The following is a 24,505-nucleotide window of genomic DNA, read 5'->3' as shown; positions in this document are numbered from 1 at the left end:
CAAACCGGGACGGGTCGCCCACGATTGATGATCGGACGCGCAGATTACAGAAGGCTAATGAAACAGTTCTGTGCGCTGGCACACAGTTTCCATATATTTGTGTGAGGGTTCGCAAGCGCACAGAACCGGCTGTCCCGCTCCGCAAGGATGAGCGCCTGGCTCACGATCCGTTTGGCAGGAGTAGGGACATGTTCAACTTGCTTGATTCCCCGAGCAGCCCGTCCGAACAGCCGGTGGGTTCGACGTCCACCGCACCCCTGGCTTTTTCCCCGGTTCTGGCCTCGCGCAGGCAAATGCGACTGGGGTTGTTCGGTCGCTGGCTGCGTCAGCAGGGCCTGCGCTCTTTCGCCCTGCTGACCGCTACGGAGATTGCGCTCCTGCTCCTGGCGCCCTGGCTGGCCGTGAGACTCAGGTTCTACGACGATCCGGCCTCGCTGACGGCCGCCATGCAGGACATGCCGATGACCAGTACTGCCTTTGCCGGCGTGGTCTGGCTGACCATGGTCGCCCTCGGGCTCTACCAGCGCCACGGCCGGCAGGCGTCGGGCGTGGCGATCGGCACCCTGACAAGGCTGGTGCTTTCCATGGGCGCCGGTTCCCTTGCGCTGATGGTGCTCTATTTCGCCGTGCCCCGGCTGGAAGTGGGTCGCGGCTTGTTCGCGCTGTCGATTGCCATCGCCTTTGCGCTTCTCGTCGCCTCCAGGCTCGTCTTCTCCCGCTTGACGCAGGGCGAGGGACTGCGGCGCCGTGTGCTTCTGCTCGGGTCCGGGGACAAGGCCCGGTCCGTCCTGGCAGAGACGCTCACGCGCGACAATTTCGAAAGAATCAACGTCATCGGATTCGTGGGGCCTGATCTGTCCGGCAAGGGGGCTTCTCGCGCCAGCGATGACGCGCTTCATCTCGGACAGACCGAATCACTGCTGGACCTGGCTTTCGACCATCGGGTCGATGACATCGTGGTCGCCAGCGACGATCTGCGCAACTCCCTTTGCATGGACGAACTGATGAGCTGTCGGTTGGCGGGCATCAGCGTGCTGCGGCTCGACTCTTTCTACGAACGCGAGATGGGCCGAGTCATGCTGGAGGGGCTACTGCCCTCCTGGTTCGTTTTCACGAATCACTTCGATCGCTCCGTCATGCGCGGTATCAGCAAGCGAGCCTTCGACCTGATCGCCGCAAGCCTGGTCGTGGCGGCGGCCTGGCCGTTCATGCTGCTGGTCGCGCTGGCGATCTGGATGGAGTCGGGCGGTCGCGAAGGCGTGCTCTATCGCCAGGAGCGCGTCGGTGAAGGCGATTCGGTCTTCACGCTCTACAAGTTCCGCAGCATGCGCTCCGACGCCGAGAGCGATGGCGTGGCGCGATGGGCGAGTGCCGACGACGATCGCGTCACCCGGGTCGGTCGCATCATCCGCAAGCTTCGCCTCGACGAGTTGCCGCAGCTCTACAACGTGTTTCGCGGCGACATGAGCATGGTCGGGCCGCGGCCCGAGCGACCGGAGATCGTCGAGCGACTCAAGGGCCTGATCCCCTATTACGGCCTGCGGCACAGCGTGGCGCCCGGGCTCACAGGCTGGGCGCAGCTGCGCTACCCCTACGGTGCCTCGGTCGAGGACGCGGCGGAGAAGCTCCGCTACGACCTGTACTACATCAAGGAGCAGTGCCTGCTGTTCGACCTGCAGATACTGCTGCAGACTGTAGAAGTCGTGCTGTTCAGAAGGGGAAGCCGGTAATGGAGCGGCCGCGGGTTTCGGTCATCGTGCCGGTTTTCAACCGGGATGCCTGGCTGGGCGAGGCGCTGGACAGTATTGCCGCCCAGACTTACGAAGACTACGAAGTCATCATCGTCGACGACGGATCGACCGATCGCAGCCGGGAAATCGCCCTCGATCGCAGCCGGAAGTCGCGCGGTCGAATCCGGGTGATCGCGATCGGCAACAGCGGCGTCGCCACGGCGCGCAATACCGGGCTGAGCGAAGCACGGGGCCTGTACTTCGCTTTTCTTGACTCCGACGACGCCTGGCTTCCGGATCATCTCGAGCGTGCCGTTGCAGCCTTCGAGCACGATCCCGATCTGGGCCTGGTGCATGCCAATATCGAGCGGATCGACACCCGCGGGCGGTCGCTGGATGTGCCCGTGAGGCACTGGCAGGCAGTCAGCGATCCGTTCGAGGCGATTGCCCTGAGGCACGAACACGTGGCCTGCTCCACGGCCGTGGTGGCGCGCGAAGCCATCGAGGTCGTCGGCAAGTTCGACGAACGCTTCAATGGGCTTGGTTGCGAGGATCGCGATCTGTGGCTGCGCATTGCCGACCGCTTCCGGATTCGCTATCTGGATCATGTGGCAACCCGCTACCGGGTTCATCCCACCAGCCTGAGCGCGGATCTCGCCCGAATGCACCAGGCAAGAAGGCTGTTGATCGAGAAGCTGGGGCGATCGGATCGGGGGCGAGATCTGGTCGCCGGCATGGAGGCGATGATCGAAAGCGACCTCGGTCTCGAGTACCTCATGCGCCGGAAACACCGGGACGCCATTCGCCAGCAGTGGCTCGCCATTCGGCTCGACCCGACAGCACGACTGCTCTGGAAGCGCTTGGCGCGGGTGCTTTTCACGAGCTGCCTGCACGGACTGTCCGCGGGCCGTGCGTCGCTCAGCATGCGAGGTGCCCGATGAGACGGATACCGTCCATTCTCGTCACGGGCGGCGCCGGGTACATCGGTTCGCACGTCGTCGCCCAGCTCGGCGAACAGGGTGAGCGCATCGTCGTGCTCGACAACCTGAGTACCGGGCATTCGAAGGCGGTGCTCTTCGGACGCCTGGTGGTGGGAGATATCGGCAACAGGAAACTCCTGGCCGCCCTGTTTCGCGAATACGAGTTCGAAGCGGTGCTGCATTTCGCGGCTCGGACGGTCGTGCCCGAGTCCGTGGCCCGACCTCTGGAATACTACGACTGCAACACTGCCCGGGCCCGGACCCTGATGTCGGCCTGCGTCGAGCACGGCGTGAAGTACTTCATCTTCTCCTCGACCGCCGCGGTCTACGGCGAGCCGCCGGGCGGAACGGCCAGCGAGCACACCAGCCCTGCCCCGCTCAATCCCTACGGCCGGTCGAAACTGATGACCGAGTGGATGCTGCAGGATGCGTGCAATGCCTCGGCCATGCGGTATGTGATCCTGCGCTACTTCAATGTCGCCGGCTGCGACGGCGCCGGACGGATCGGCCAGGACACGCCGGGCGCCACCCACCTGGTCAAGGTCGCCTGCCAGCATGCCACCGGCCAGCGCCCCCATCTGAGCATCTACGGAACGGATTACGCCACGCAGGATGGCACCTGCATCCGGGATTACATCCACGTGGAGGATCTCGCCGACGCCCACCTGCAGGCGCTCGCCTACCTGCGCGGGAACAACGAGTCGCTGATCGCCAACTGCGGCTACGGCCACGGCTTCAGCGTGCGTGAGGTGCTCGAGACGGTGCGGCGAATCAGCGGACAGCGGCTCGACATTCGCGAGAGCGAGCGTCGCCCCGGCGATATGGCCGTTGTGGTGGCCGACAACTCGCGGATTCGAGCGCGCCTGGGCTGGAAGCCGACGAGGGACGACATCGACCTGATCGTGAACTCGGCCCTGAACTGGGAACGCAACATGACAGCGAGACGGACTCTCGAAGGAATGCAATGCGTAGCACGACCGAACCAGTGAGCACGGTTGCCGGAAACGGCGGCACCGGGCTTGTCGACCCGGCCCCCTCGGGCAAGCCCTTCGCACGGGAGCCGCGCCGTGATGCATTGCGCCGCCTGCTGTCCGAGTCGTCTCTGACCGCTCCGCTCCGCCGCGTCTGGGCCGGGCTGGGCACCTGCCTGATGTACCACCGCTTGTGTACCGACGATTTCATTCCCGAGGGTCGCTTCTGGCCCAATCGGGAACTGGTCGTGCGCGAGGGCGAGTTCGACCGCCAGATGGCCTACCTGGCGCGCAACCACAACTGCCTGTCACTGCCGGATGCCGTTCGTCTGTTGCGAAGCGGGCGGCTTCCGAAACGCTCGGTCATCGTGACCTTCGACGACGGCTATCTCGACAACCTGACGCTCGCCCTGCCCATCCTCAAGGCGCACGGCGTTCCGGCGACCATCTACATCACGACGGGCATGGTCGAGAACACGACGACGCCCTGGTGGTACGAACTCGAGCAGATCATTCGAAGACAGGACCACCTCGAGTTCGAGTGGAACGGCAGGCCGCGCAGCGAGAAGATCATCGATTCCCGCCGAAAGCGCGACTGCTATGAGCGGATCAACCGGATGATGAAGAGCATGAACCCGGCCGATCAGCGCCGCCTTCTGGAGCGCCTGAGCAACGATGCGGGAAGACGCCTGCAAGGTGGCTGGGAAGTGCTCGACAGGGGGCAGGTCAGGCACCTGGCCAAGGAGCCACTGATCACGATCGGTGCCCATACGCATCGCCACCCCGTGCTCAGCAGCCTGCCGCCAGGGCAGCTTCGGGTGGAGCTGCAGGGCTCGCGGCGGCTTCTCGAGGAATGGACCGGCACGCCGGTCACTCACCTGGCCTATCCGTTCGGCGGCAGGCAGCAGGCGGGCAGTCGGGAGTTCCATGCGGCGGAGGAACTGGGATTCGAATCGGCAACCACCACGCGCCTGGGCCACCTGCACGCCTTCCATGCGAGACGTCTGTTCACCCTGCCGAGAATCGCGATCGGTCACGACGACACCATGACGCGCTTCCGGTGGAAACTCAGCGGCCTGGAGTGTGTCGTCCGGCGGCCTTTCAGTCCGCTTGCTGCATGAGTATCACCATCCGGAGAAAGTGAATCCCCGCTGACCCGGTCTGCGCGCATCGGCCAGGTGCCGGGAGCAGGTACACCAGTTCGGGCCCCTCCCCGAACCGGGTTGGCTCCCGGCTCCTGACCGATGCGCGCAAACCGGGCTGCGATCCCCGGCTCCGGCGCCTTCCTGCATTGTGCGGTGCACCACACTGAGCCAGCACTCACGCTTTCCCTCAGCTCGCGTGAAAACACTCTCCCAAGTTCTTCATTTTATTAACTTCCTGGCCATGGCTTTTCAACGCCGCCGTTGAAATACTTTTGCGTAACCGTTGCATCGGCAATGGGCCGGTGCCCGAGAGGGGCCCCGGATTCACCCTGAACCTTTACGCAAGAGGACATCATGACCAGAACCCTTACAGGACCGTTGGGGGGTCGTTGGCCGGTAATCGCTCTATTCCTCGCTCTGGCGAGTCCGGCCGTTCTAGCCAATACCTACTATGTACGTTCGGACGGGGGAAACGCCGAACAGTGCACGGGCTTGTCGGATAATCCCTATCCGGGAAGCGGCACCAACCGGGAATGCGCCTGGAGCCATCCCTTCGTGGCGCTTCCGCCCGGTGGCTCACCGCGAATCGCCGGAGGCGACACCCTCCTGATCGGTGAGGGAAGCTACCGCATGGGGTATGGCGCACCCGCCGCGGAGAGCTGCGCACTGAGCTGGTCCTGGGACTGCTTCATGCCCCCGATCCCCAGCGGCCCCTCCCCCGACAAGCCGACGCGCATCCTGGGAAGCGGGCACGATCAGGGCTGTTCCGCCGCGCCCGAGCTGTGGGGCACGGAACGCGCCAGCACGGTGCTCAACCTCGAGGGCAGCTCCAACGTGGAACTGGCCTGCCTGGAAGTGACCGACCGCGCCAGCTGTATCGATTTCCACTGTCACAACGGACAATGCGACGGTGAAGTTGCAAGCTGCGATCGCTCGGGTGCCCCCTGGGGTGACTGGGCCTCTACGGGCATCTCGGCAAGAGACTCAAGCAATGTCGTGATCCGCGACGTCAACATCCACGGCATGGCCAACCAGGGCGTCTACGCCGGCCGGCTTTCGGACTGGACCATGGAGCGCGTGCAGATCAACGCCAACGGCTGGGCCGGATGGGACGGCGACATCGGTTCGGACAGCGGCAATACCGGCACCATGCTGTTCGTGGATTCCGAGATCGCGTGGAACGGATGCGTCGAAGACTGGCAAAGCGGCGAGAAGTTCGGCTGCTGGGGCCAGGGGGGCGGCGGTTACGGCGACGGGCTCGGTGTCGGTGAATCCGCAGGACACTGGATCTTCGAAGGGGCCAAGGTTCACCACAACACTTCCGACGGCATCGACCTGCTCTATCTGCGGGACGGCGGCCAGGCGACGGTGCGTCGCTCGATGATCGACAGCAATGCGGGCAACCAGGTCAAGGTATCCCGGAGTGCGATCATCGAAAACTCCATTGTGGTGGGCAACTGCTCCTATTTTGCGGACCACGCGAACATGCACGACGGCGACGTCTGCCGTGCCCTGGGCGATGCCGTCTACGTGGGCTTCAGCAACGGTTCGCAGACCGACCTGATCAATAACACCATCATCGGACAAGGCAACTGCGTGATCAGTGGCGGCGGCGGCGACAGCCAGTCCATGCTGAGAATCGCCAATAACGTCATCATCGGCAATCCCTACTGGCACTATCCGGATCAGCAGAGCTGCCTGTACTACTCCGGCTCGGACGAACAGATCGCCTGGGAAAGCAACCTCATCAAGGACGTTCGCCACGGCGCATGCCCCGGAGACAGCATCTGCGACACCGATCCGGGCCTGGAGAACAGTTCGCTGCAGTCATTCAACGCCGAGCCGACCAGCGACAGCCCGCTCATCGCGGCCGCCGATGCCGGCCTGGCTCCCGAACACGATTTCTACGAGCAACCGCGCGGCAATGGCGGCGGGCCCGACATCGGCGCGATCGAGTACGGCTCGCAGGCCCAGGATCCCACGCCGGCGCCGGCGCCGCCGCTCGCCGAGTTCACCTTCCAGTGCAGCGACCTGGCATGCCGGTTCAGTGCTACCGGAGTTGAAGGTGCCGATCTGTCCTATGCCTGGTCGTTCGGCGACGGCGCTTCGGCCAGCTCGATCGAGGCCCAGCACACCTATGGCGCTGCCGGCGAATACACCGTCGAACTTCGGGTCACGGACAACGAAACCGGACTGTCGAGCGCCACGATGGAAACCCTGACGGTGTCTGCCCCGCCGGTCGAGTCACCGGACATCCGGCTGAACGCCCGAGCGGTCGAAAGACGCAGCGGCCTGCGTTTCGTTCGCCTGCGCTGGAGCCGCATCAGCACGGATGCAACCGACATCTACCGCAACGGTGCACTCGTCGCCAGCACGTTCAGCTTCGAGCTTTATGCCGATCGCCTGGACAACGACTCGCCCGACGAGGTGACCTACCGGGTTTGTGAGCACGGCAGTTCAACCTGCTCCGCCGACGTCACGGTCCGGTTCTAGCCGCCCCCGCCGCCCGCGCCGAATCGGCGCGGGCGCACCCTCGATTACGGCCGATTACGGCAAAAGCGGATTGTACGCCCGGGACCATTGTGCGCTGCCTCACATAACAGCGAGCGCAGCGCGACGCACGGCGCGGTCGATGAACGAAAAACAAACGCACAAGCCATGAAATATCAACGACTTCGCTGGAATACTTTAGCGGCCGCTGCATTCCAGGGCGGACCAGAAATCGCTCAAGACGATTCCCGACCGAGAGATCACCACACATGAAAACTGGACAAGGAATGAACCGGAGGGTTGTCAATCTGCTTGTCTTCCTGTCGCTTTCTCTTCCCATCGCGGCTGCCTGGGCGACGACCTACCATGTTCGTATCGACGGCGGTGACGCCAGCCAGTGCAGCGGGCTGACCGATGCGCCCTACCCCGGCAGCGGAAGCAACCGGGACTGCGCCTGGGAACATCCATTCATCGCCCTGCCGCCGGGTGGTTCGCCACGCATCACTGGCGGCGACACGCTGCTCATCGGCAGCGGCAGCTACGCCATCGGATATGGCGCACCGGGCGCCGGCGCTTGTGGTCAGAGCTGGTCCTGGGATTGCGTGATGCCGGCGATTCCCTCCGGGCCCTCTTCCAGCCAGAAGACGCGGATTCTCGGTGCCGGTCACGACAGCGGCTGTGCCAATCCCCCGGAGCTTTGGGGCACCGAACGTGCCAAGTCCATCCTCGACCTGGGCGGAAGCTCCAACGTGGAGCTGGCCTGCCTCGAGCTGACCGATCACGAAAGCTGCATCGAGTTCCACTGCCACAACGGGCAGTGCAACGGCGAAGTGGATGCCTGCAATCGCGGCTCACCGCCTTTCGGGGACTGGGCGGGTACGGGCATCGTGGCCAGCAACTCGAGCAACGTGGTCCTGCGCGACATCAACGTCCACGGCATGGCCAACCGCGGCATTCATGCGGGTGGACTCGCCGACTGGACCATGGAACGCGTGCGGATCGTCGCCAACGGCTGGGCCGGCTGGGACGGGGATATCGGCGGCGGCAGCTCCAACTCCGGCACCATCCGCTTTGTCGATTCGGAGATTTCCTGGAACGGATGCGGCGAACGCTGGCCCGGCGAGCAGAAGTTCGGATGCTGGGCACAGGGCGGCGGTGGTTATGGGGACGGGCTGGGTACGGCCGAAACGGCCGGCCACTGGATCTTCGAGCGCAGCAAGGTCCATCACAACACCTCCGACGGGATCGACCTGCTCTACCTGCGACAGGACGGCCGCGTGACGGTCAAGCGTACGCTCATGGACAGCAACGCCAGCAACCAGGTGAAGGTGTCTCGCGGCGCGCTGATCGAGAATTCGGTCATCGTGGGCAACTGCGGCTTCTTCCAGGGAGAAGGCAACATGCTCGAAAGCGACCACTGCCGGGCCCTGGGCGATACCGTCTCGGTGGGGCTGAGCGACAATGACCAGACGGAGCTGATCAACAACACCATCATCGGTCAGGGCAACTGCGTGATCAGTGGCGGCGGCGGCACGAGCAGCTCCCGGATTCGCTTCATCAACAATCTCGTCATCGCCACGCCCTACTGGCACGACCCGTCGCAGCAGAGTTGCCTCTACTACTCGGGCGCCTCGGAACAGGTGGTGTGGGAAAGAAACTACATTCACGAGCCCCGCCATGATGCCTGTCCGGGAGACAGCCTGTGCGAGGGCTCGCCCGGCATCGTCGACGCCTCCATCGACAGTTTCGACGGCCGACCTCGTGAAAGCAGTGATCTCATCGGTACTGCCGACTGGGGCCTGGCCCCTTCGATCGACTATTTCGGCGTCGCACGTGGCGGAGCGGATGGACCGGAAATCGGTGCGATCGAGTTTGTTCCCGTCGGTGATCCGAACGATCGGATATTCGGTGACGACTTCAACTAGCCGTTCTCCCGATCAACGACCTGATCTGCCTCTTGCCGGCCTGTATGCCGCTATCGATGCGGCATGCACGCCGGCCCCGCCCTGCCCTGGAGTACAGCCGCCAGCGAACGAGTTGGCGGCTTTCACTGACCCAGTCGAACTTGTATGACTCCTCGCCGCGAAGGAAATCATATCGACGCAGATTCCTTCGAATGGCATCCGCGAAGGTCTCGCCGATGAGCACGAGCCCGACGCTCTTCGAGCGCCAGGCCGGATTCATGCCGGCCTGGTAGTAATAGAAAGTATCGCCGCAGATCAGCGCGTAGACGCTTGCAAGCGGTTCATTACCGACCCACAGCGTATAGAAGAGGACTTGTCCGCGCTCGGCGAGGCGGCCTGTCACCTCGACATGAAAGTCGCGAACCCGTTGGTCGGGAATTCCGGCAGAGCCGCCTTCCTCCGCCCAGCGCATCTCGTGCAGGCGGAAGAAGGTCTCCCTGGCTTCTTCCACTGCCCGAGCGTCTTCGCAGATCTCGATCCGGAAACCCGGCTGACGCTCCAGCCAGCGCCGGCGGCGTCGGTAGTTGCTGGCGCGACGGGTGCGGGACAGGAATTCGTCGAAGCTGTCTCCGGCCGGCAGTGCCTGGACCGGGCAGGTGATTTCGGGCCTGTTCTCCACGGCGTAATTCGGTCCGAGGCATTCGCCCAGGCGGCAGGGACTGTCGGATCGAGCATCCATGTCCCGCCACTCGAGCAGGTCCCATTCCCGGCCGTGCATTCGGAGATACGCTGCGACTGCACGAAGAACCGCCGGCCGCCACCCAGGCTCGGCGATGACGTCGAGGTAGTCGCTTCCGACTCGCTCGTCGCCCAGGAACGCGAGGCGCCGCAACTCGACCAGGCCGATCCTTGTCTCGTGCAGGCCCAGGGGAACGATTCCCCTTGCGCAGCCGGCCTCGTCCCTGGCGACCAGGACCCACAGCGCGCGTTCCGGCGCCAGGTGGCGCCACCAGGGCACCAACCATTCCCACGCATTGAAAATGTCCAGCCCGCTGGCAATGAAAAGCCGGCACCACTCGCCTTCGAGTTCGAGCAGTCCGCCGAGTGTACGAACATGCTCGATCCCAAGCGTACGGTCGGGAATCTCACGGCCCGTCATTTGCCGTTCTCCCGGCCGTGGCCGACTGCTCGCTGCGCTTCCCCCAACGGGTGGCAAGTAGCGCCGAGAAGTCGGCAACGCTCGCTTTGTGGTTTGGCGCACGGCATCGACCTGACCGATGTGGAATGCTTTCTCGCCCACCGAAGTGGAGAACGAACATGACCGCCGGGAATCCTGGACTTCCTGTTGGCACGGGACCGAAAAGCCGCCGAATCGCCCGGTTCGCACTGCTGCTCACCTGCCTTGCATTCGGCCACGTGCCGGCCTGGTCGGTGACGTATCACGTCAGAACGGACGGCGGCGACGAGCGGCAATGCAACGGCCTTTTCGATCGCCCGTATCCGGGGCACGGGAATGGACAGGCATGCGCCTGGAAGCATCCCTTCATTGCCCTGCCGCCGGGCGGAGCGCCAAGAATCTCCGGCGGGGACACGCTCGTCATCGGTTCCGGTGACTACCGGATGGGCCTCGGCGCACCGGGTGGCGACAACTGCGATCGCGGCTACAGCTGGGATTGCCATATGCCCGCCCTGCCCAGCGGCCCGGATGCCGAGCACCCCACACGTCTTCTCGGTTCCGGGTTCGATGCCGGCTGCCCTGCCGCGCCGATTCTCTGGGGCACCGAGCGAGCCGCCATGATCCTCAATCTTTCCGGCACGGCGAACGCCGAGGTCGCCTGCCTGGAGATCACGGACCAGTCGGGCTGCATCGAATTTCACTGCCACGGCGGCGATTGCGGCGGCAAGGTCCACGCCTGCCAACGGGATCAGCCCCCCTTCGGCCCCTGGGCATCCACGGGAATCTTCGCATCGGATGCCAGCGAGATCGAGCTTTCCGATGTCCATGTTCACGGGCTTGCAGGCCGGGGAATCCAGGCTGGAGGAATCAGCAACTGGCGGCTCGAGCGCGTTCGGATTCTGGCCAATGGGTGGGCTGGTTGGGACGGCGATATCGGCCCGGACAGCGCCAATGCCGGGACGATTCTCTTCCGCGAGGTGGAGATCGGCTACAACGGCTGCGCGGAAAGCTGGCCCGAACTGGAAATCGGGGGATGCTGGGCGCAGACTGCCGGCGGCTACGGAGACGGACTGGGCACCGCAGAAACGGGCGGCGATTGGATTTTCCAGCGCGTCCGTATTCACCACAACACTTCCGATGGACTGGACCTGGCCTACCTGGACGCAGCATCCCGGGTGGCGATCGACGCATCGCTGTTCGAGGGCAACGCCGGCAACCAGATCAAGATCGCCGCAAGCGCGGCCATCACCAACTCCGTCATTATCGGCAACTGCGCCCACTTCGCGGGACAAGCCAATTTCTCCGCCGGGGATCACTGCCGGGCGGGTGGCGACGCCGTTTTTCTCGGGCTCGGCCCGGCCGTCGAGTCCAGGCTGGTCGGCAACAGCATCACGGGGGAAGGCAATTGCCTGGTCAGCAGTGCCGGCGATGCCGGAGGCCGGATTCTCTTTGCCAGCAATCTCCTGCTCGGTCAGCTGGCACACGCTCGCGGTCGCGCGAGTTGCCAGTTCTACAGCGACCAGCCCCGCGCGGAAGTCATCTGGCGCAGCAACCTCGTCGTCGGCGTGCACCGGGGCATCTGCAATCCTGCCTCCTCCTGCGTTCGGCACGCGGGGGTACGGCGTACCCAAATCGACGACTTCGACCCCACGCCGCTCAAAGGCAGCCCGATGCTGGGGGGTGGAAGCGCCGGCGACTGGCTCCATCGGGACTTCTGGGGCATACCCCGGCCGGCCGAAGGACCGCACGCGATCGGGGCGATCGGCCCGCTTGGGCGCTCCCAGGCGCTCGAGGCACTGCGCGCCGAACTGAAGCGACAACCCGGCCACTCCGGGCCGGGAACGAATGCTGCCGGTGGCACGCGTCCCGGATCGGGAGGCTGACTCAAGTCCGTAACGCGGCAGGCACAGAGCCCCCCGGGATCGCGGGAAGGTTCCCGAAAGTTCGCTACCGTACAGAGCCAAGGGTCCGCTCCGGGCATTCTCTTGGATCGGAAGCCGGCGCGCTGGCGCCGGAGCGCGGTGGCAGGATGCGCGCCGGGGCGCTGACCACACGACAGCCCGCCGGAATGTCGGAAACCACCACGGTATTGGCGCCGACCACGACATCGTCACCGACATGTACCCGACCGATCACCATGGCACCCGCCCCCAGGTAGACCCGATCCCCGATCTCCGGATACCCGTCGGACCGTCCAGCGCCCCGGGATCCCACGGTCACGCCCTGGCCGATCGAGCAGCCCTCGCCGAGATTGCCGTGAACGACAATGCCCCCGAAATGACCGATGTAGAAGCCGCGCCCGATTCGCGAGTTGGTCGAAAGGCTGATGCCGAACAGGATCTCGACGAAGAAATTGAGTACCCGGTAGACGATCTTCAGGGGCCAGCCGAGCAAGCGGGGGCGAATCCTGCGGGCCAGGCGCCCGAAACGATAGACGGCAATGGCGAGGAAACCGAACTCGGTGGCCGCCGCAAGCCGTGCCCGCCAGGACCCGTGAATGCCGGTCATGGTATCGAGGTAGCGCTTGAAGTCCGCGCGCAGTGCCCCGCGCTCGCTGCTGGACGGGTTCATGTGGCTTCGATCGGCTCTGTGATGATGTTCCTGGAGCAGCTTGGCATTGGACCTGGCCCGGCTTCTGTGCGGCACCGGACAGTACGCATTCGAACGCTGATCCGGATCGGGCTTGGCCGGCAACGGGGGGCGGCATGACGCTGACCCAACGCGGCCAGACGAGCGTCCTGGTTCATTACCTGCGCTACCTGGGCGGCAACGTGATGATCATCGCTGCCGGGTTCGTGTCCTTCCCGTTCATGACCCGCCTGCTGGACAACCACCAGTTCGGCGTGCTGGGTTACTACGAAGCCTGGCTGCTCCTCGTGACCGGAATACTCAAGCTCGGCACGCAGCACGCCATCCTGCGTTTCTATCCGCATGCGAAGGGGCGCAGTTCGCTACGCCGATTCAGGACCAATCACCTTCTGGTTCCGCTCGGCCTGTCCCTGCTGCTGTGGCTGGTCTGTGCGGCGAGCGTGGCGCTGCTGATCGGGCGCTTTCCGAGCGAGGAGCAGCCCATCCTGTGGGTGCTGGTGGTGACGGTGCCGCTGCTGATCTGGTGCAGCTTCGTCGAGGCCGTCATCTACGCGCTGGAACGATCCGACATCTCGGTCTGGCTCAAGACGCTGTGGCGCTGGAGCGAACTGGCCCTGGTGCTGGTCACGCTGGGTTTCATCGAGCGCAGTGCCCTGGGTGTGTTCAGTGCCCGCCTGCTGGTCGTGGTCGTGATCGCCGCGTGGCTGACCTGGTGGTTCAGGCGCTGGTTCCGGGGCCGCTTCGTGATGCCGTCGCGCGCGCCCATCATGGCCGGGCTGGCTTTCGGGCTGCCGATGATGCTCACCGAACTCACCTCGGTGCTGTTCGGCTTTGCCGACCGCATCCTCCTGCGAAGCCTGGCCGGAAGCTTTGCCGAGGTCGGCATCTACACGATCGGTTTCGGACTGGCCATGGCGGTCACGGCCGTCATGGGCCAGACCCTCAATGAAGCGTTCACGCCGACGGCCATCAGGCTCTACGGCACCAGCGGGCCGGCGGCGGTCGTCTCTCTCAAGCGCGACATGCTCGACGTGTGGGTGCTGGCGGTCGGCATCGTCACGGCCCTGTTGCTGTGCGTCGGCCAGGAGTTCCTGATCATCCTGGCCGGCCCCGACAAGGCCGCATCGGCGCCGGTGTTCGTCGCCATCGCCATGGCGCTGGCGTGGTATTCGCTGTTCTCCATCGCGCAGTACGGGCTGCTGCTCCAGCGCCGCGCGCTGCGGTTCTTCCTGGTGACCCTGTCGGCAGCGCTCTTCAACATCGCCCTGAACGTGCCGATGATTCTCCTGTGGGGCGTGACGGGCGCCGTTGCCGCCACCGTGACCAGCTACGTCTATCTGGCCATGTTCCAGTTGTGGCAATGTCCGGCCGAGTTGCGATACCTGCCGCCCTGGCGCCGGCTGGCGGCAGCCGCGCTCTTTGCCCCGGCCATGTATGCCTTCCTGCTCTCGGCCGATTATTTCGGAGCCGAAAGCGCGCTTGCCCGCCTGGTCGCCGGTTCGCTGACGATCGCCGTTCCGGCGCTGCTGTGGGCGTCGATGGACAGTGGGCTGCGCACGGGTATCCGGCGCATCGTGGCCGCGCGTTCGGGGTCGTCGTGAACGTGCTGCATTCGCCGCTTTTTCTGGCCCTCGTGGCGGCCACGCTGGCCATGCTCGCCGCACGCTTTTCGCGGCGCCTGCTGTTTGCGACAGCCCTCGGGTTCATGCTGCTGTTCCTGGGGCTGACCACGCCGCTGGGCGCCAATCTGCTGGTACGAATGGTCGAGGCAACGCCTCCCCATGGAACCACGGAAATGCAGGAAGCCTGCCCGGATTCGCGAACCCTCGTGTTCCTCTCGGGCGGTGTGCGCCGACCTGCCGCCGATACCGGCGACTTCGGGGCATTGACCGCCGAGACCATCGATCGCGTCCTGACCCTGCAGGCGGACAGCCTGCCGGCGGACTGGACCCTGGTGATCTCCGGTGGCGGCCCGTTCCGGGTCCCCGAAGCCGCGATCATCGCCGCCCTGATGCGCAGCCTGGACATCGAGCCGGCCCGGATGCTGGTGGAGTCGAGCTCGACGAGCACGCGCACCGGCGCCGCGGAAGTCGCGGAACTGTTGCTGCCGGAGGCACCACGCATCGTCCTTGCGACCAGCGCACTGCATCTGCCGCGCGCGAGCTGGACCTTCCGCAAGGCGGGTTTCGAGGTCTGCCCCTGGCCGCTGAACAGCCGATACGTGCCGGTTCGAAGCGTGACCGGGCTCCTGCCGCAGTCGACGGCGCTGGACAAGTCGGAACGGGCCCTCTACGAACTGCTGGGCCAGCTCTACTACCGCCTCACGCTCTGGCAGGAGTAGCGCTAGAGCCGCCCGTCCACGAGTTCCGGCGCCAGTGTCGAGCGTGCGTCGTAGAGCACGCCGTCGGGCACCAGGTGGTCGCGCAGGCTGTGCTGACGATCGACGAAGACCTGATGGGCGACGGCCACGATCACGGCGGCATAGTGGCCGTTGGCCGGCTGTTCGACCAGATCGAGTCCGTACTCGTCCCGGGCGGCATCCGCGTCCACCCAGGGATCGTGCACGTCGACGTCCAGGCTGTACTTCTGCAATTCATGCACGACGTCGATGGCGCGCGTGTTGCGCAGGTCCGGGCAGTTTTCCTTGAAGCTCAGACCCAGCACGAGCACCCGTGCCGACGGGCCGTAGACACGCGATCGGGCCATCAGTCTCACGACCTGTCCGGCGACGAAGAAACCCATGCTGTCGTTGACCCGGCGGCCGGCCAGTATCACCTGCGGGTGGTAGCCGATGGACTGGGCCTTGTGGGTCAGGTAGTAGGGATCCACGCCGATGCAGTGGCCGCCCACCAGTCCCGGCTTGAACGGAAGGAAGTTCCATTTGGTCCCGGCGGCCGCCAGAACCCTTGCCGTGTCCAGCCCCATGCGGGCGAACAGGATGGCCAGCTCATTGACCAGCGCGATGTTGAGATCGCGCTGAATGTTCTCGATCACCTTGGCCGCCTCGGCCACGCGTATGCTCTCGGCCGGGTAAGTGCCGGCGCGCACGATCGTTTTGTAGAGGCGATCGACGAAGCCGGCCGCGGCCGGTGTCGAGCCCGAGGTGATCTTCATGATGTCGGGAAGACGATGGCTGGTATCACCTGGGTTGATGCGTTCGGGACTGTAGCCGCAATAGAAGACCAGGGCTTCGTCTTCGGGATCGGGATCCCCGTCCGCCTGGTAGCGAAGACCGGAGGCCGCCTCGAGTACCGGAACGCAGTCCTCCTCGGTGGCGCCGGGATAGACGGTGGATTCGTAGATCACGATCGACCCCGGCCTGAGATGACGGCCCACGAGCCGTGAAGCCGAAAGCAGGGGTCCGAGGTCGGGCCGCCGCGCCTGGTCGATGGGCGTGGGCACGGTCACGATGAACACATCGCAATCGGAGAGTTCCGATTCCTCGGCGGTCACTCGCAGCAACCGGGCCGAAGCGAGCTCCTCGGCGGACACTTCACGCGTGTGATCCCTGCCCTGCCGAAGCTGCTCGACCCGGGCCGGGTTGACGTCGAAGCCCACCGTCGGGAAGTGCCGTGAAAAATGAACGGCCAGGGGCAATCCGACGTATCCCAGCCCGATGACCGCCAGGCTCGAACGACCGGATTCCAGGCGCTCCAGAAGATTCTCCGGACTCGTCAACATCGATAGTACTCCCGGTACCATTCCACGAAACGTTTGACCCCTGCTTCGACCGGCACGACCGGCTTGCAGCCGATCGCATCCTCGAGCGCGCTGACATCGGCCTCGGTATCCGGAACATCACCGGGCTGCAGGGGCAGCATCTCCATCTGCGCCTGGCGTCCCAGGCAGGTCTCGAGCACGCGGATGTAGTCGAGCAGTTCGACCGGCTGCTCGTTGCCGATGTTGAACAGGCGATACGGCGCGCTGCTGCTTGCTGGGTCCGGTCGGTCCCCCCGCCACGACGGATCGCTCCCCGGCGGAAGGGTCATGATCCGAACCACGCCCTCGACGATGTCGTCGATGTAGGTGAAGCTCCGCTTGTGCCGGCCGTGATTGAAGACCGGTATCGGCTCGCCGGCCAGCATCGCGCGCGTGAACAGGAACAGCGCCATGTCGGGCCGGCCCCAGGGTCCGTAGACCGTGAAGAAGCGCAGGCCCGTCGAGGGAATGCCGTAGAGATGGGCATAGCTGTGCGCCATCATTTCGTCGGCCTTCTTGGTGGCCGCATAGAGCGTGAGCGGATGCTCGGCGGACTGCGTCTCCGAAAACGGCATGCTCGTGTTGGCACCGTAGACCGAACTGGTCGATGCGAAGACGAGGTGCTCGACGGGATGCTGCCGGCAGCCTTCCAGCACGTGCAGGAATCCGACCACGTTGCTGGCCACGTAGACATGCGGATTGGTGGCGGCATAGCGAACGCCCGCCTGGGCGGCCAGGTGGACCACATGGCCCGGCCGGCTGCGCTCGAACAGGCCCTGGATCGCATCGCGATCGACCAGGTCGGCATGAACGTGTTCATAGCCTTCGCGGCACGTCAGTCGCTCCAGCCGGGCCTTCTTGAGGTTGACGTCGTAGTAGTCGTTGAGGTTGTCGAGACCGACGACCCGCCAGCCCAGGTCGAGCAATCGGTGGGCGACGTGCGAGCCGATGAACCCGGCCGTCCCGGTAACCAGAACCGGCCGCGGACTCGACAGGCGCAGGGTCTCAGACGGCACCATGACGCTGTCCCCCTGTGCTCGCTTCGGCAGGGAAATGCGCGGCCTTCGCAAACTCCGGTCCCGGGAGCTGTTCGCCGAGCAGTTCCGCGTAGACCGACAGCAGTCGGTCTCCGACGCTCTGCCAGTCATAGTGAAGGACGGCCATGCGCCTGGCTGCGATGCCGAGGGCCCGCTGCAGTTCCCGGTCGTCCAGTACGCGCTCCACGGCCGCGGCGAACGCCTCCGGCGTGTCGGCGATCAGCGCGTGCTCGCCGTCGACCAGGCCGAGGCCTTCGACGCCCTTGGACGTACTGACGATGGCCTTGCCCATGGCCATGGCCTCGAGCACCTTCAGGCGCGTCCCGCTGCCGAGGCGCAGGGGCACGATGAACACGGCGGCCCGCTGCAGGCGCTCTTCCAGATCGTCGACGAAGCCATGGAAGCGGATACCGGCAGCGTCATCGCTGCCCGGATCGTGGCCGTCCTTGCGACCGATCACGTCCACCTGCAAGTCGGGACGGTGCCGCAAGCGTGGAAGAATCTCGCGCCTGAAGTACTCGATACCGTCGCGGTTGGGGAACCACCCCAGGTGTCCGACGAACAGCAGCGATTCCGAATCGGCCGGGCGGTCGAGATCCGGGCGGAATGCCGTCGTGTCCACGCCATTGGGAATGACGGCCACCTTCGCACCCGGTGCGAGCGAGCAAAGGGTGACGGCATCCACGTCGGAGCAGGCGAGAACGCGCTGTGCGTCGAGACAGGCTTCGCTCTCGAATCGCTCCAGGCCGGCCATTTTCGCGTGCAGGAGCGCGCGCCGCCAGGGTCTTGCCTCGCCGGCGATTCGCGAGTTCAGCAGCGCCGATTCGACGTTGTGTTCGTTGAGCACGCTCGGCATCCCTTTCGGCACCTCGGCAAGGAGACCGGCAAGCGCCAGCATGTCCAGGTGGACCAGGTCGCAGTCGCTGAGCAGTCTGGAGAAGGCCCGCTTGAGCGGCCCTGCAACATAGCGGATGTCGAGCAGGGGACGGCGGCTGCTGAGCCACCAGGCCGTCATTCTCGGAACTTCGAGGGGACTGCTGAGCGGAGAGAGATCGACCGTTTCCACTCCGCCCAGAACGCGCCTGACCCCGGACGGCAGGGTCTCGGCGTCGTCGGGGCGGCGCAGGGACAACAGGGTAACGTCGTGAACGCGGGCAGCAGCGCGCAGGAGATGCCAGGAGCGCAACTGGTGCCCTTCCTTCGGCGGAAACGGCAGGCGCGAGGTGACGAAGAGCAGGCGGGCCATCATCCCCTCCAGAACCGGTTGGGACGACGACTTCCGAGCCAGGCCGGCAGCGACATCATCGCCGCGAGATTGAGCAGCAGAAAGCTCCCGGCCGCGGTGGCCAGCGGCACCTGGCGGGCGAACGCCGGAGCCGCCAGAGAGGTCACCGCGATCGCGTAGGCCCCGGATTGCAGCCAGAACAGGGCTTGCAGCCAGGTGGCGCCGTCGGAGACGACGGCAAACCCCGAGGCAATGAAGGCCGACGCCAGCGCCCAGGGGGCGAGCAGGCGCAGAAACTTGTGCGAGAACCAGGCCGGAAAGAGACGATTTCGCCAGGGAAGCAGCAGCCAGGGCGCCCGCGCGAGCAACTGCCAGTTGCCGCTGAGCGTGCGGATCTTTCGCCTGAATTCCGCTCGCGGACCCATCACCGCCGGTTCGCTGGCGACCGCGTCGTCGACGAAGACCAGGCGATAGCCCGTCGAGGCGACGTGCAGCGGCGTCCATACGTCGTCGAGCAGCAGGTCCCTGGGCAGGGGCACGAACAGGGAACTGCGAATGGCGTAGATCGCCCCGCTGGCGCCGTGCGCCCAGCCCAGCACCGACTCCGCCCGACGCAGGGCGGTCTCGATGCGCCAGTACAGGCCGGTCGTCTCGCCGTCGCCCAGTTCCAGCCGGCCGGCCGCCAGCCCCACCGATGGATCAGTAAACGCATTCACCAGCCGCCGGATCGCCAGGGCGTGGAAGGTCTGCCGCGAATCGGCGAACACCGTCAGCGGGGTATCGACCCGTGCCATCGCGCAATTGAGGGCGGCCGCCTTGCCGACCGGTTCGTCCAGGGACAACAGCCGGACCCGTTCGTCCCCGAAGCCGGCGACGACCCGGCCGGTCCCGTCGGTGCTTCCGTCGTCGACGACCAGCACACGCAGGCGATCGGCGGGATAGTCGCTGGCCAGGAGATTGTCGATGCGATGCCGGATCCTGGCCGCCTCGTTGCGCGCTGCGATCACTACCGTCACTGCATCGCGGCATGATCCGTCGGCGGCCGGTTCCGACCGCCCTCTTGCCAAGGCGACGGCGAGACCGGGATAGCCCGCGAAGGTCCAGGCCACCAGCAAGACCGAGATAATGAAGACGGCGATCATGTCCCGCGCACCCAGGCATTGCGGAGCCAGTCGTAGCCCCGATCGCCGATCAATCGCTTGGGCCATCGAAGCGCCAGATGGCGCGCTTGAATCCGCCAGGCCGCGGACCCTTTCCAGTGCACGATCTGGCGAAACCGTTCGAGCGTGACATCGTGCGTGACGGCCACCCGCTCGATGACTTGACCGGGCGCCGTGTTCCGGTTGTCTCCGGGGACCGAGCCGAAGACGCTGCGGTAGCCCGCCCGGGCCGCCGCCTCGATCTCGCGTTTTCCGCCGCGCCCGCCCGGCAGGGAAAGCAGAGAGACTTCCCGCCCGATCGACTGCTCGAGGAAGGCCCGGCTGTGTTCGAGCTCGAATTCGAGTGCCGCCGCCGACAGCGTGTTGAGAAAGCGGTGACTGACGCCGTGCGAGCCGATCACCATGCCCGCCGCCGACAGCTGCCGAAGCTCACCGACATTGATCATTCCGCGCTGCCCGACGAAATTGCGCGTCACGAAGAACACTGCTCCCAGCCCGGCCTCGGCCAGGACCGGCAAGGCGGCGTCGACCAGACTGGCGTCACCGTCGTCGAAGGTGATCAGCACCATGTTGTGGTCACGCGCAGACGGTGGAGCCAACAGCGCTTCGCCCGCCACGGGGAGCCAGCCGACCCGGTTGTACTCGTGCAGGTACTCGACCTGCTCGCGAAAGCGGTCCGGATGGACGCTGTAGCGCGGGTCGAAGTGCCCGCGGCTGGCGCGGCCGGCATGGATGCCGTGGTACATGAGAGCCAGCACCCGCCCGGGCGCCGGCATGGTTTCAGGTGCTGCGCTCATGGCCCGGCTCCTCGCGCTGGCGCGGCGAAATGTAGCTGCAGCCCCCGCAGGGCCAGGCCCACGTAGAGCCAGAAGTGGGCGATCATCGGGTAGTGCGTGAAACGGTCGCCGAAGACGTTGCCGATCATCAGGGCGACGAACGCCGCCGTCAGACCGATCATGAACCCGTAATAGTGGCTCCCGGGCGTTGCTGCCCTGAATCCGCGCCAGCACAAGCGCAGCACGCTCAGCAGCAGCGCGGCGAGAACCAGCGCGCCGACGATGCCCTTCTCGACCAGTTCACGCAGGAAGAAGTTGTGCGTATCCATCTCCAGCGGGTTGATTTCGCCGTGGTGGAAGGTGTGGAAGCCGGTTCCGAGCAGGGGGCGCTTGACGAACTGTTCCTCGGCGACTTCCCAGAAGTGGAAACGGTTTTCGGTGCTTTCGTCGCGCTGCCCTTTTTCGATCGAAATGCTCTCGAAGCGCTCGACGGCCGAATGCGGCAGCATCATCGGCAGGACTAGCACGGCCACGAAGACCGGCATCAGGAGCCGCAGGCGGAATCGTGGCATGACCAGCAGCAGGACGGCCGCCGCGAGAAGGGCGACGTAGGCTGTTCGCGAGTAGCTCAGCACCACTCCGGTAACCGCAAGGCCGGCTGCAGCCAGGCACAGCAGCCGCCAGCGCGGAACGCTGCGCAAGCCGACGACGAACCCCAGCGCGACGAGTGAGGCGGTCACGAAGAATGCGCCCATTTCGTTGGCGCCCAGCTCCATGAAGGTGCCGTTGATCCGAAGCTGATCGGAATAGTGCCAGGCGCCGACAGCGGCGTTCTGGTCCATGACCACGAAGAGCATGTACGGCAGTGGAACCAGCGATGCAAGGTAGAGCCGCCGCCAGCCGGCCCAGTCCAGAACGCTCATCTGGGCGAGGAAAAGGAAGGAGACGGCGATCAGGTGATCCTTGAGGTACTGGCCGTGCCCTTCCGGCTCGGCGACGAAACCGAACCCCTTGAACAGGGCCAGCATGCTCAGCGCGACATAGGCCATCATCCAGCCGTTGACGCCACTGCCCCGCACGAGACCGCCGCGACAACGCAGGGCCATCAGCAGCGACGCGGCGAACATCACGTTGAGGAAATTGAACCCCTTGCCGGGATTCGGGATGTACTGCAGGTAGATGTTCTGCAGCGGGATCAGGATCACGAAGAGATACAACGCCCAATTCTGGCTCCGTCGCGATGCGTGTTCGAACGGCCGGGCCAGAGGCACGGTGGCTGCCTGGCTCATCACGACACGGCCTCGCGGTAGATGCCCGCGTAGCGTGATGCCATGACCATGCTCGAGTAGTGGCAATTGACACGGTCGCTCGCCTCCAGGAGCGGGGGCGGGTTTTCGCGCAGCGACAGCATGGCGTCCACCAGGGCCGGGAGATCGTTGCTCGCTACGACGCGGCAGCCCGCGATGCCGTCGAGCAGTTCGTGGACCGCGCCGACATCGCTCGCGATCACCGGGCAACCGCAGGCCAGGGCCTCGAGAATGGAAATCGGCATGCCCTCGCGCAGCGATGGAAGGACAAAGGCGTCCAGGCCGGGATACCAATCTTCGAGACTGTCCAGGCAGCCGGCAAAGCGAATCTCTCGGGCCAGCCCCAGTTTCGCGACCAGGGCGTCCAGCTCGGCGCGCTGCGGTCCGTCCCCGACGATGTCGAGCCGGATCTCCAGCCCGCGGTCGCGGCATTCCCCAACCGCCCTGACCAGCAGCCCCAGGTTCTTCTCGGGCGACAGGCGGGCGGCCGTGCCGATCTGCAGATAGCTGGCCCGGTTTGCATTGCTGGCTCCGGCCCGGGGCCGATAGCGGCTCGTGTCGATACCGTTGTCGACCCGCCGAATATGGTCGGCATCGAGTCCCTGCTCCAGCAACTGGTCGACGATCATTGGGGAGACCGCGCAGACGCGCTTGAAGCTCTTGAGCATCCTGGCCTCGAGCCAGTGGTACAGACGCAAGCGCCCACCCCCTTCGAGCCAGCCGTGCAGTGTGGCGACGCGGGCGACGGGCAGGCCCACCGAAGCCAGTCCCCCGTAGACCACCGACTTGTAGTCGTGGCAGTGCAGGATGGCCGGTCCCGATCTGCAACTCTGCTTCAGTCGACGGCGCAGATCAGCAACGCAGTGGGGATCGAGGGGGCCCTGGCAAAGCAGGCGTTCGGCTCGGAGTCCACGGCGCCACGCTTCCTCGACCAGCGCCGGGGGGGGCTTTCCCACCGGTGAGAACACGAGCAGGCGCGTGCTCTCATGCGTCGCGCGCTGGTGCCGGCAAAGTTCAAGAACGACCTGTTCGGCCCCGTAGAGTCCCGTGCTGGACCGAAGATGGTTGATCGCGATACTCATGCCCGGACCGTTTCCCGTCCGCCTCGGTAAAAGCTGCTGAACAAGGCGATCATGGTCGGCAGCGAGAAGGCCATCCTGGCCCGCTGCCGCGCGGCCCGCCCCATTCGCTCGCCCTGATCCGGCCGTTCGACGAGATCGGACATGGCCCTGGCCAGTTGGCCCGGCTGGAGCGGCGGTACGAGATAGCCCGTCAGGCCCGGCTGGACCAGCTCGGGGTTACCGCCGACGTGAGTCGCGATGACCGGCAGACCGCAGGCCATGGCTTCGAGTATCGCGTTGGACATGCCCTCGGTACTGGAAGCCAGCACGAAGGCGTCAAACAGGGGCAGCAGTCGCTCCATGTTGCGGCCCTCGCCCATGAACTGCACTCGCTCTCCCAGCCCGAGCTGGTTCACTTGCCGGCGGATGGTCTCCTCGAGCGGGCCGCCGCCGACGAGCACGAGCCGGGCTCGAGGGTGCGAAGCCGCCATCATGGCGAAGCCGGCGACCAGGTCTTCGTGCCGCTTGACGGGAACCAGGCGTGCGACGCAACCGATGAGATAGGCATCCACAGGAAGTCCGGCTTGCGCCCTGCCCTCGGGGCGATCCTCTCGCTGGATCGGTTGGAAGCGATCGCAATCGACCCCGTTGGGCAACCATCGGGTTCGCCTTCGATCAACACCCTCGCGCTTGACCAACTGATCCAGGATCGCCTGTGAAGGCGCCACGACGAGGTCATAGCGATGATTGAGGAGAAGGAACAGCAAGCGCAGCGCCCAGCTCTTCTGAAACCCCGTATCGCGCCGGTTGCTGATTCTCAGCGGGCGATTCGGGCCGTCGGGCAACAGGGCGCTGAGCAGGTCCGCCTTCTCGTGCTGGGACTGGATGATGTCATAGCGTCCCCGGCGAACCCGCGCGCGCACCTCTCGCCAGACTCTCCAGGCGCGCGGCGTGTAGATCGCACCGACAGGGCGGTATTCCATGCGCCAGTTGCCGCTTCCGGAACGCAGCAGCCCGCCGTGATCATGCGAAGACGGAGAACGGTCGAGCTGGATGAGATCGATCTCGAACTGCGTGGGATCCAGCCCCTCGAGCAGGTGCGTCAGAAAGCGCTCGCTGCCGCCTCTCTGGGCCAGGTCCGTATCGGTGATCAAAAGTAATCTGATCGGCCCGCGGCCGGAACTCGCCGGCACTTCGGCAGCAGCTTCGGCGATGTCCCGCGAGGCGGCCGGTTGGGGAAAGAGACCCATGGTC

General features: G+C 65.4%; 19 protein-coding genes. 9 read left to right on the top strand and 10 right to left on the bottom strand.

Annotated features, from left to right (window positions below; translation table 11 throughout):
* Nucleotides 1–188: 188 nt before the first annotated feature.
* From DZC52_RS04300 to DZC52_RS04275, 6 genes are all read left to right on the top strand, one after another.
* A complete protein-coding gene (locus DZC52_RS04300) occupies nt 189–1,730 on the top strand; it encodes a TIGR03013 family XrtA/PEP-CTERM system glycosyltransferase (RefSeq protein WP_220338263.1) in 1,542 nt (513 codons plus the stop codon).
* Nucleotides 1,730–2,671, top strand: coding sequence for a glycosyltransferase family 2 protein (locus DZC52_RS04295; RefSeq protein ID WP_116649892.1), 942 nt, complete (start codon nt 1,730–1,732; stop codon nt 2,669–2,671). Before DZC52_RS04300 ends, DZC52_RS04295 begins: the two co-directional genes overlap by 1 nt.
* Nucleotides 2,668–3,699: a UDP-glucose 4-epimerase GalE gene (gene galE, locus DZC52_RS04290; protein ID WP_116649891.1), complete on the top strand. Its 1,032-nt coding sequence runs from the start codon at nt 2,668–2,670 to the stop codon at nt 3,697–3,699. Before DZC52_RS04295 ends, galE begins: the two co-directional genes overlap by 4 nt.
* Nucleotides 3,675–4,802, top strand: coding sequence for a polysaccharide deacetylase family protein (locus tag DZC52_RS04285; RefSeq protein WP_116649890.1), 1,128 nt, complete (start codon nt 3,675–3,677; stop codon nt 4,800–4,802). Before galE ends, DZC52_RS04285 begins: the two co-directional genes overlap by 25 nt.
* A gap of 378 nt (nt 4,803–5,180) precedes the next feature.
* Complete coding sequence (locus tag DZC52_RS04280) at nt 5,181–7,319, top strand: PKD domain-containing protein (RefSeq protein ID WP_116649889.1); 2,139 nt, start codon at nt 5,181–5,183, stop codon at nt 7,317–7,319.
* A gap of 284 nt (nt 7,320–7,603) precedes the next feature.
* Nucleotides 7,604–9,241, top strand: coding sequence for a right-handed parallel beta-helix repeat-containing protein (locus DZC52_RS04275; protein ID WP_181918773.1), 1,638 nt, complete (start codon nt 7,604–7,606; stop codon nt 9,239–9,241).
* Here the strand turns inward: DZC52_RS04275 and DZC52_RS04270 are convergent.
* On the bottom strand, nt 9,234–10,379 hold the full coding sequence (locus DZC52_RS04270) for a GNAT family N-acetyltransferase (protein WP_116649887.1): 1,146 nt from the start codon (nt 10,377–10,379) through the stop codon (nt 9,234–9,236). The two genes, DZC52_RS04275 and DZC52_RS04270, sit on opposite strands and share 8 nt — an antisense overlap.
* 158 nt (nt 10,380–10,537) lie before the next feature.
* Between DZC52_RS04270 and DZC52_RS04265 the strand changes: the two genes are divergently transcribed.
* Nucleotides 10,538–12,280 carry a right-handed parallel beta-helix repeat-containing protein gene (locus DZC52_RS04265; protein ID WP_181918772.1) on the top strand — a complete coding sequence of 581 codons (1,743 nt, stop codon included), beginning with the start codon at nt 10,538–10,540 and terminating at the stop codon, nt 12,278–12,280.
* Nucleotides 12,281–12,344: 64 nt separating this feature from the next.
* Here DZC52_RS04265 and DZC52_RS04260 read toward each other — a convergent pair whose 3' ends face one another.
* Entirely contained in the window at nt 12,345–12,968 is a 624-nt protein-coding gene (locus DZC52_RS04260) for a serine O-acetyltransferase (protein WP_116649885.1), read from the bottom strand.
* Between the two features lie 134 nt (nt 12,969–13,102).
* Between DZC52_RS04260 and DZC52_RS04255 the strand changes: the two genes are divergently transcribed.
* On the top strand, nt 13,103–14,587 hold the full coding sequence (locus tag DZC52_RS04255; protein ID WP_116649884.1) for a lipopolysaccharide biosynthesis protein: 1,485 nt from the start codon (nt 13,103–13,105) through the stop codon (nt 14,585–14,587).
* Nucleotides 14,584–15,327, top strand: a complete 744-nt coding sequence (locus tag DZC52_RS04250; protein ID WP_116649883.1) for a YdcF family protein — start codon at nt 14,584–14,586, stop codon at nt 15,325–15,327. Before DZC52_RS04255 ends, DZC52_RS04250 begins: the two co-directional genes overlap by 4 nt.
* A 2-nt stretch (nt 15,328–15,329) precedes the next feature.
* Here the strand turns inward: DZC52_RS04250 and DZC52_RS04245 are convergent, their stop codons facing one another.
* The 8 genes from DZC52_RS04245 to DZC52_RS04210 are packed head-to-tail and all read right to left on the bottom strand — an operon-like array spanning nt 15,330 to nt 24,501.
* Nucleotides 15,330–16,667, bottom strand: a complete 1,338-nt coding sequence (locus DZC52_RS04245) for a nucleotide sugar dehydrogenase (RefSeq protein ID WP_116649882.1) — start codon at nt 16,665–16,667, stop codon at nt 15,330–15,332.
* Nucleotides 16,661–17,704, bottom strand: coding sequence for an NAD-dependent epimerase (locus DZC52_RS04240; RefSeq protein ID WP_116649881.1), 1,044 nt, complete (start codon nt 17,702–17,704; stop codon nt 16,661–16,663). Before DZC52_RS04240 ends, DZC52_RS04245 begins: the two co-directional genes overlap by 7 nt.
* Entirely contained in the window at nt 17,691–18,968 is a 1,278-nt protein-coding gene (locus DZC52_RS04235) for a glycosyltransferase family 4 protein (protein WP_181918771.1), read from the bottom strand. The genes DZC52_RS04240 and DZC52_RS04235 overlap by 14 nt, the downstream gene beginning before the upstream one ends.
* Nucleotides 18,968–20,089 carry a glycosyltransferase family 2 protein gene (locus tag DZC52_RS04230; RefSeq protein WP_181918770.1) on the bottom strand — a complete coding sequence of 374 codons (1,122 nt, stop codon included), beginning with the start codon at nt 20,087–20,089 and terminating at the stop codon, nt 18,968–18,970. Before DZC52_RS04230 ends, DZC52_RS04235 begins: the two co-directional genes overlap by 1 nt.
* Entirely contained in the window at nt 20,086–20,904 is an 819-nt protein-coding gene (locus DZC52_RS04225) for a polysaccharide deacetylase family protein (protein WP_116649879.1), read from the bottom strand. The genes DZC52_RS04230 and DZC52_RS04225 overlap by 4 nt, the downstream gene beginning before the upstream one ends.
* A complete protein-coding gene (locus DZC52_RS04220) occupies nt 20,901–22,172 on the bottom strand; it encodes an O-antigen ligase family protein (protein ID WP_116649878.1) in 1,272 nt (423 codons plus the stop codon). The genes DZC52_RS04225 and DZC52_RS04220 overlap by 4 nt, the downstream gene beginning before the upstream one ends.
* Entirely contained in the window at nt 22,172–23,272 is a 1,101-nt protein-coding gene (locus DZC52_RS04215) for a glycosyltransferase family 4 protein (protein WP_116649877.1), read from the bottom strand. The genes DZC52_RS04220 and DZC52_RS04215 overlap by 1 nt, the downstream gene beginning before the upstream one ends.
* Nucleotides 23,269–24,501 (bottom strand): glycosyltransferase, encoded by a 1,233-nt coding sequence (locus tag DZC52_RS04210; protein ID WP_116649876.1) that lies wholly within the window; start codon nt 24,499–24,501, stop codon nt 23,269–23,271. The genes DZC52_RS04215 and DZC52_RS04210 overlap by 4 nt, the downstream gene beginning before the upstream one ends.
* Between the last annotated feature and the right edge of the window lie 4 nt (nt 24,502–24,505).

This window comes from Wenzhouxiangella sediminis (genome assembly GCF_003410055.1).
Classification (GTDB): domain Bacteria; phylum Pseudomonadota; class Gammaproteobacteria; order Xanthomonadales; family Wenzhouxiangellaceae; genus Wenzhouxiangella; species Wenzhouxiangella sediminis.
This window is presented reverse-complemented; position numbering and strand designations above follow the sequence as displayed.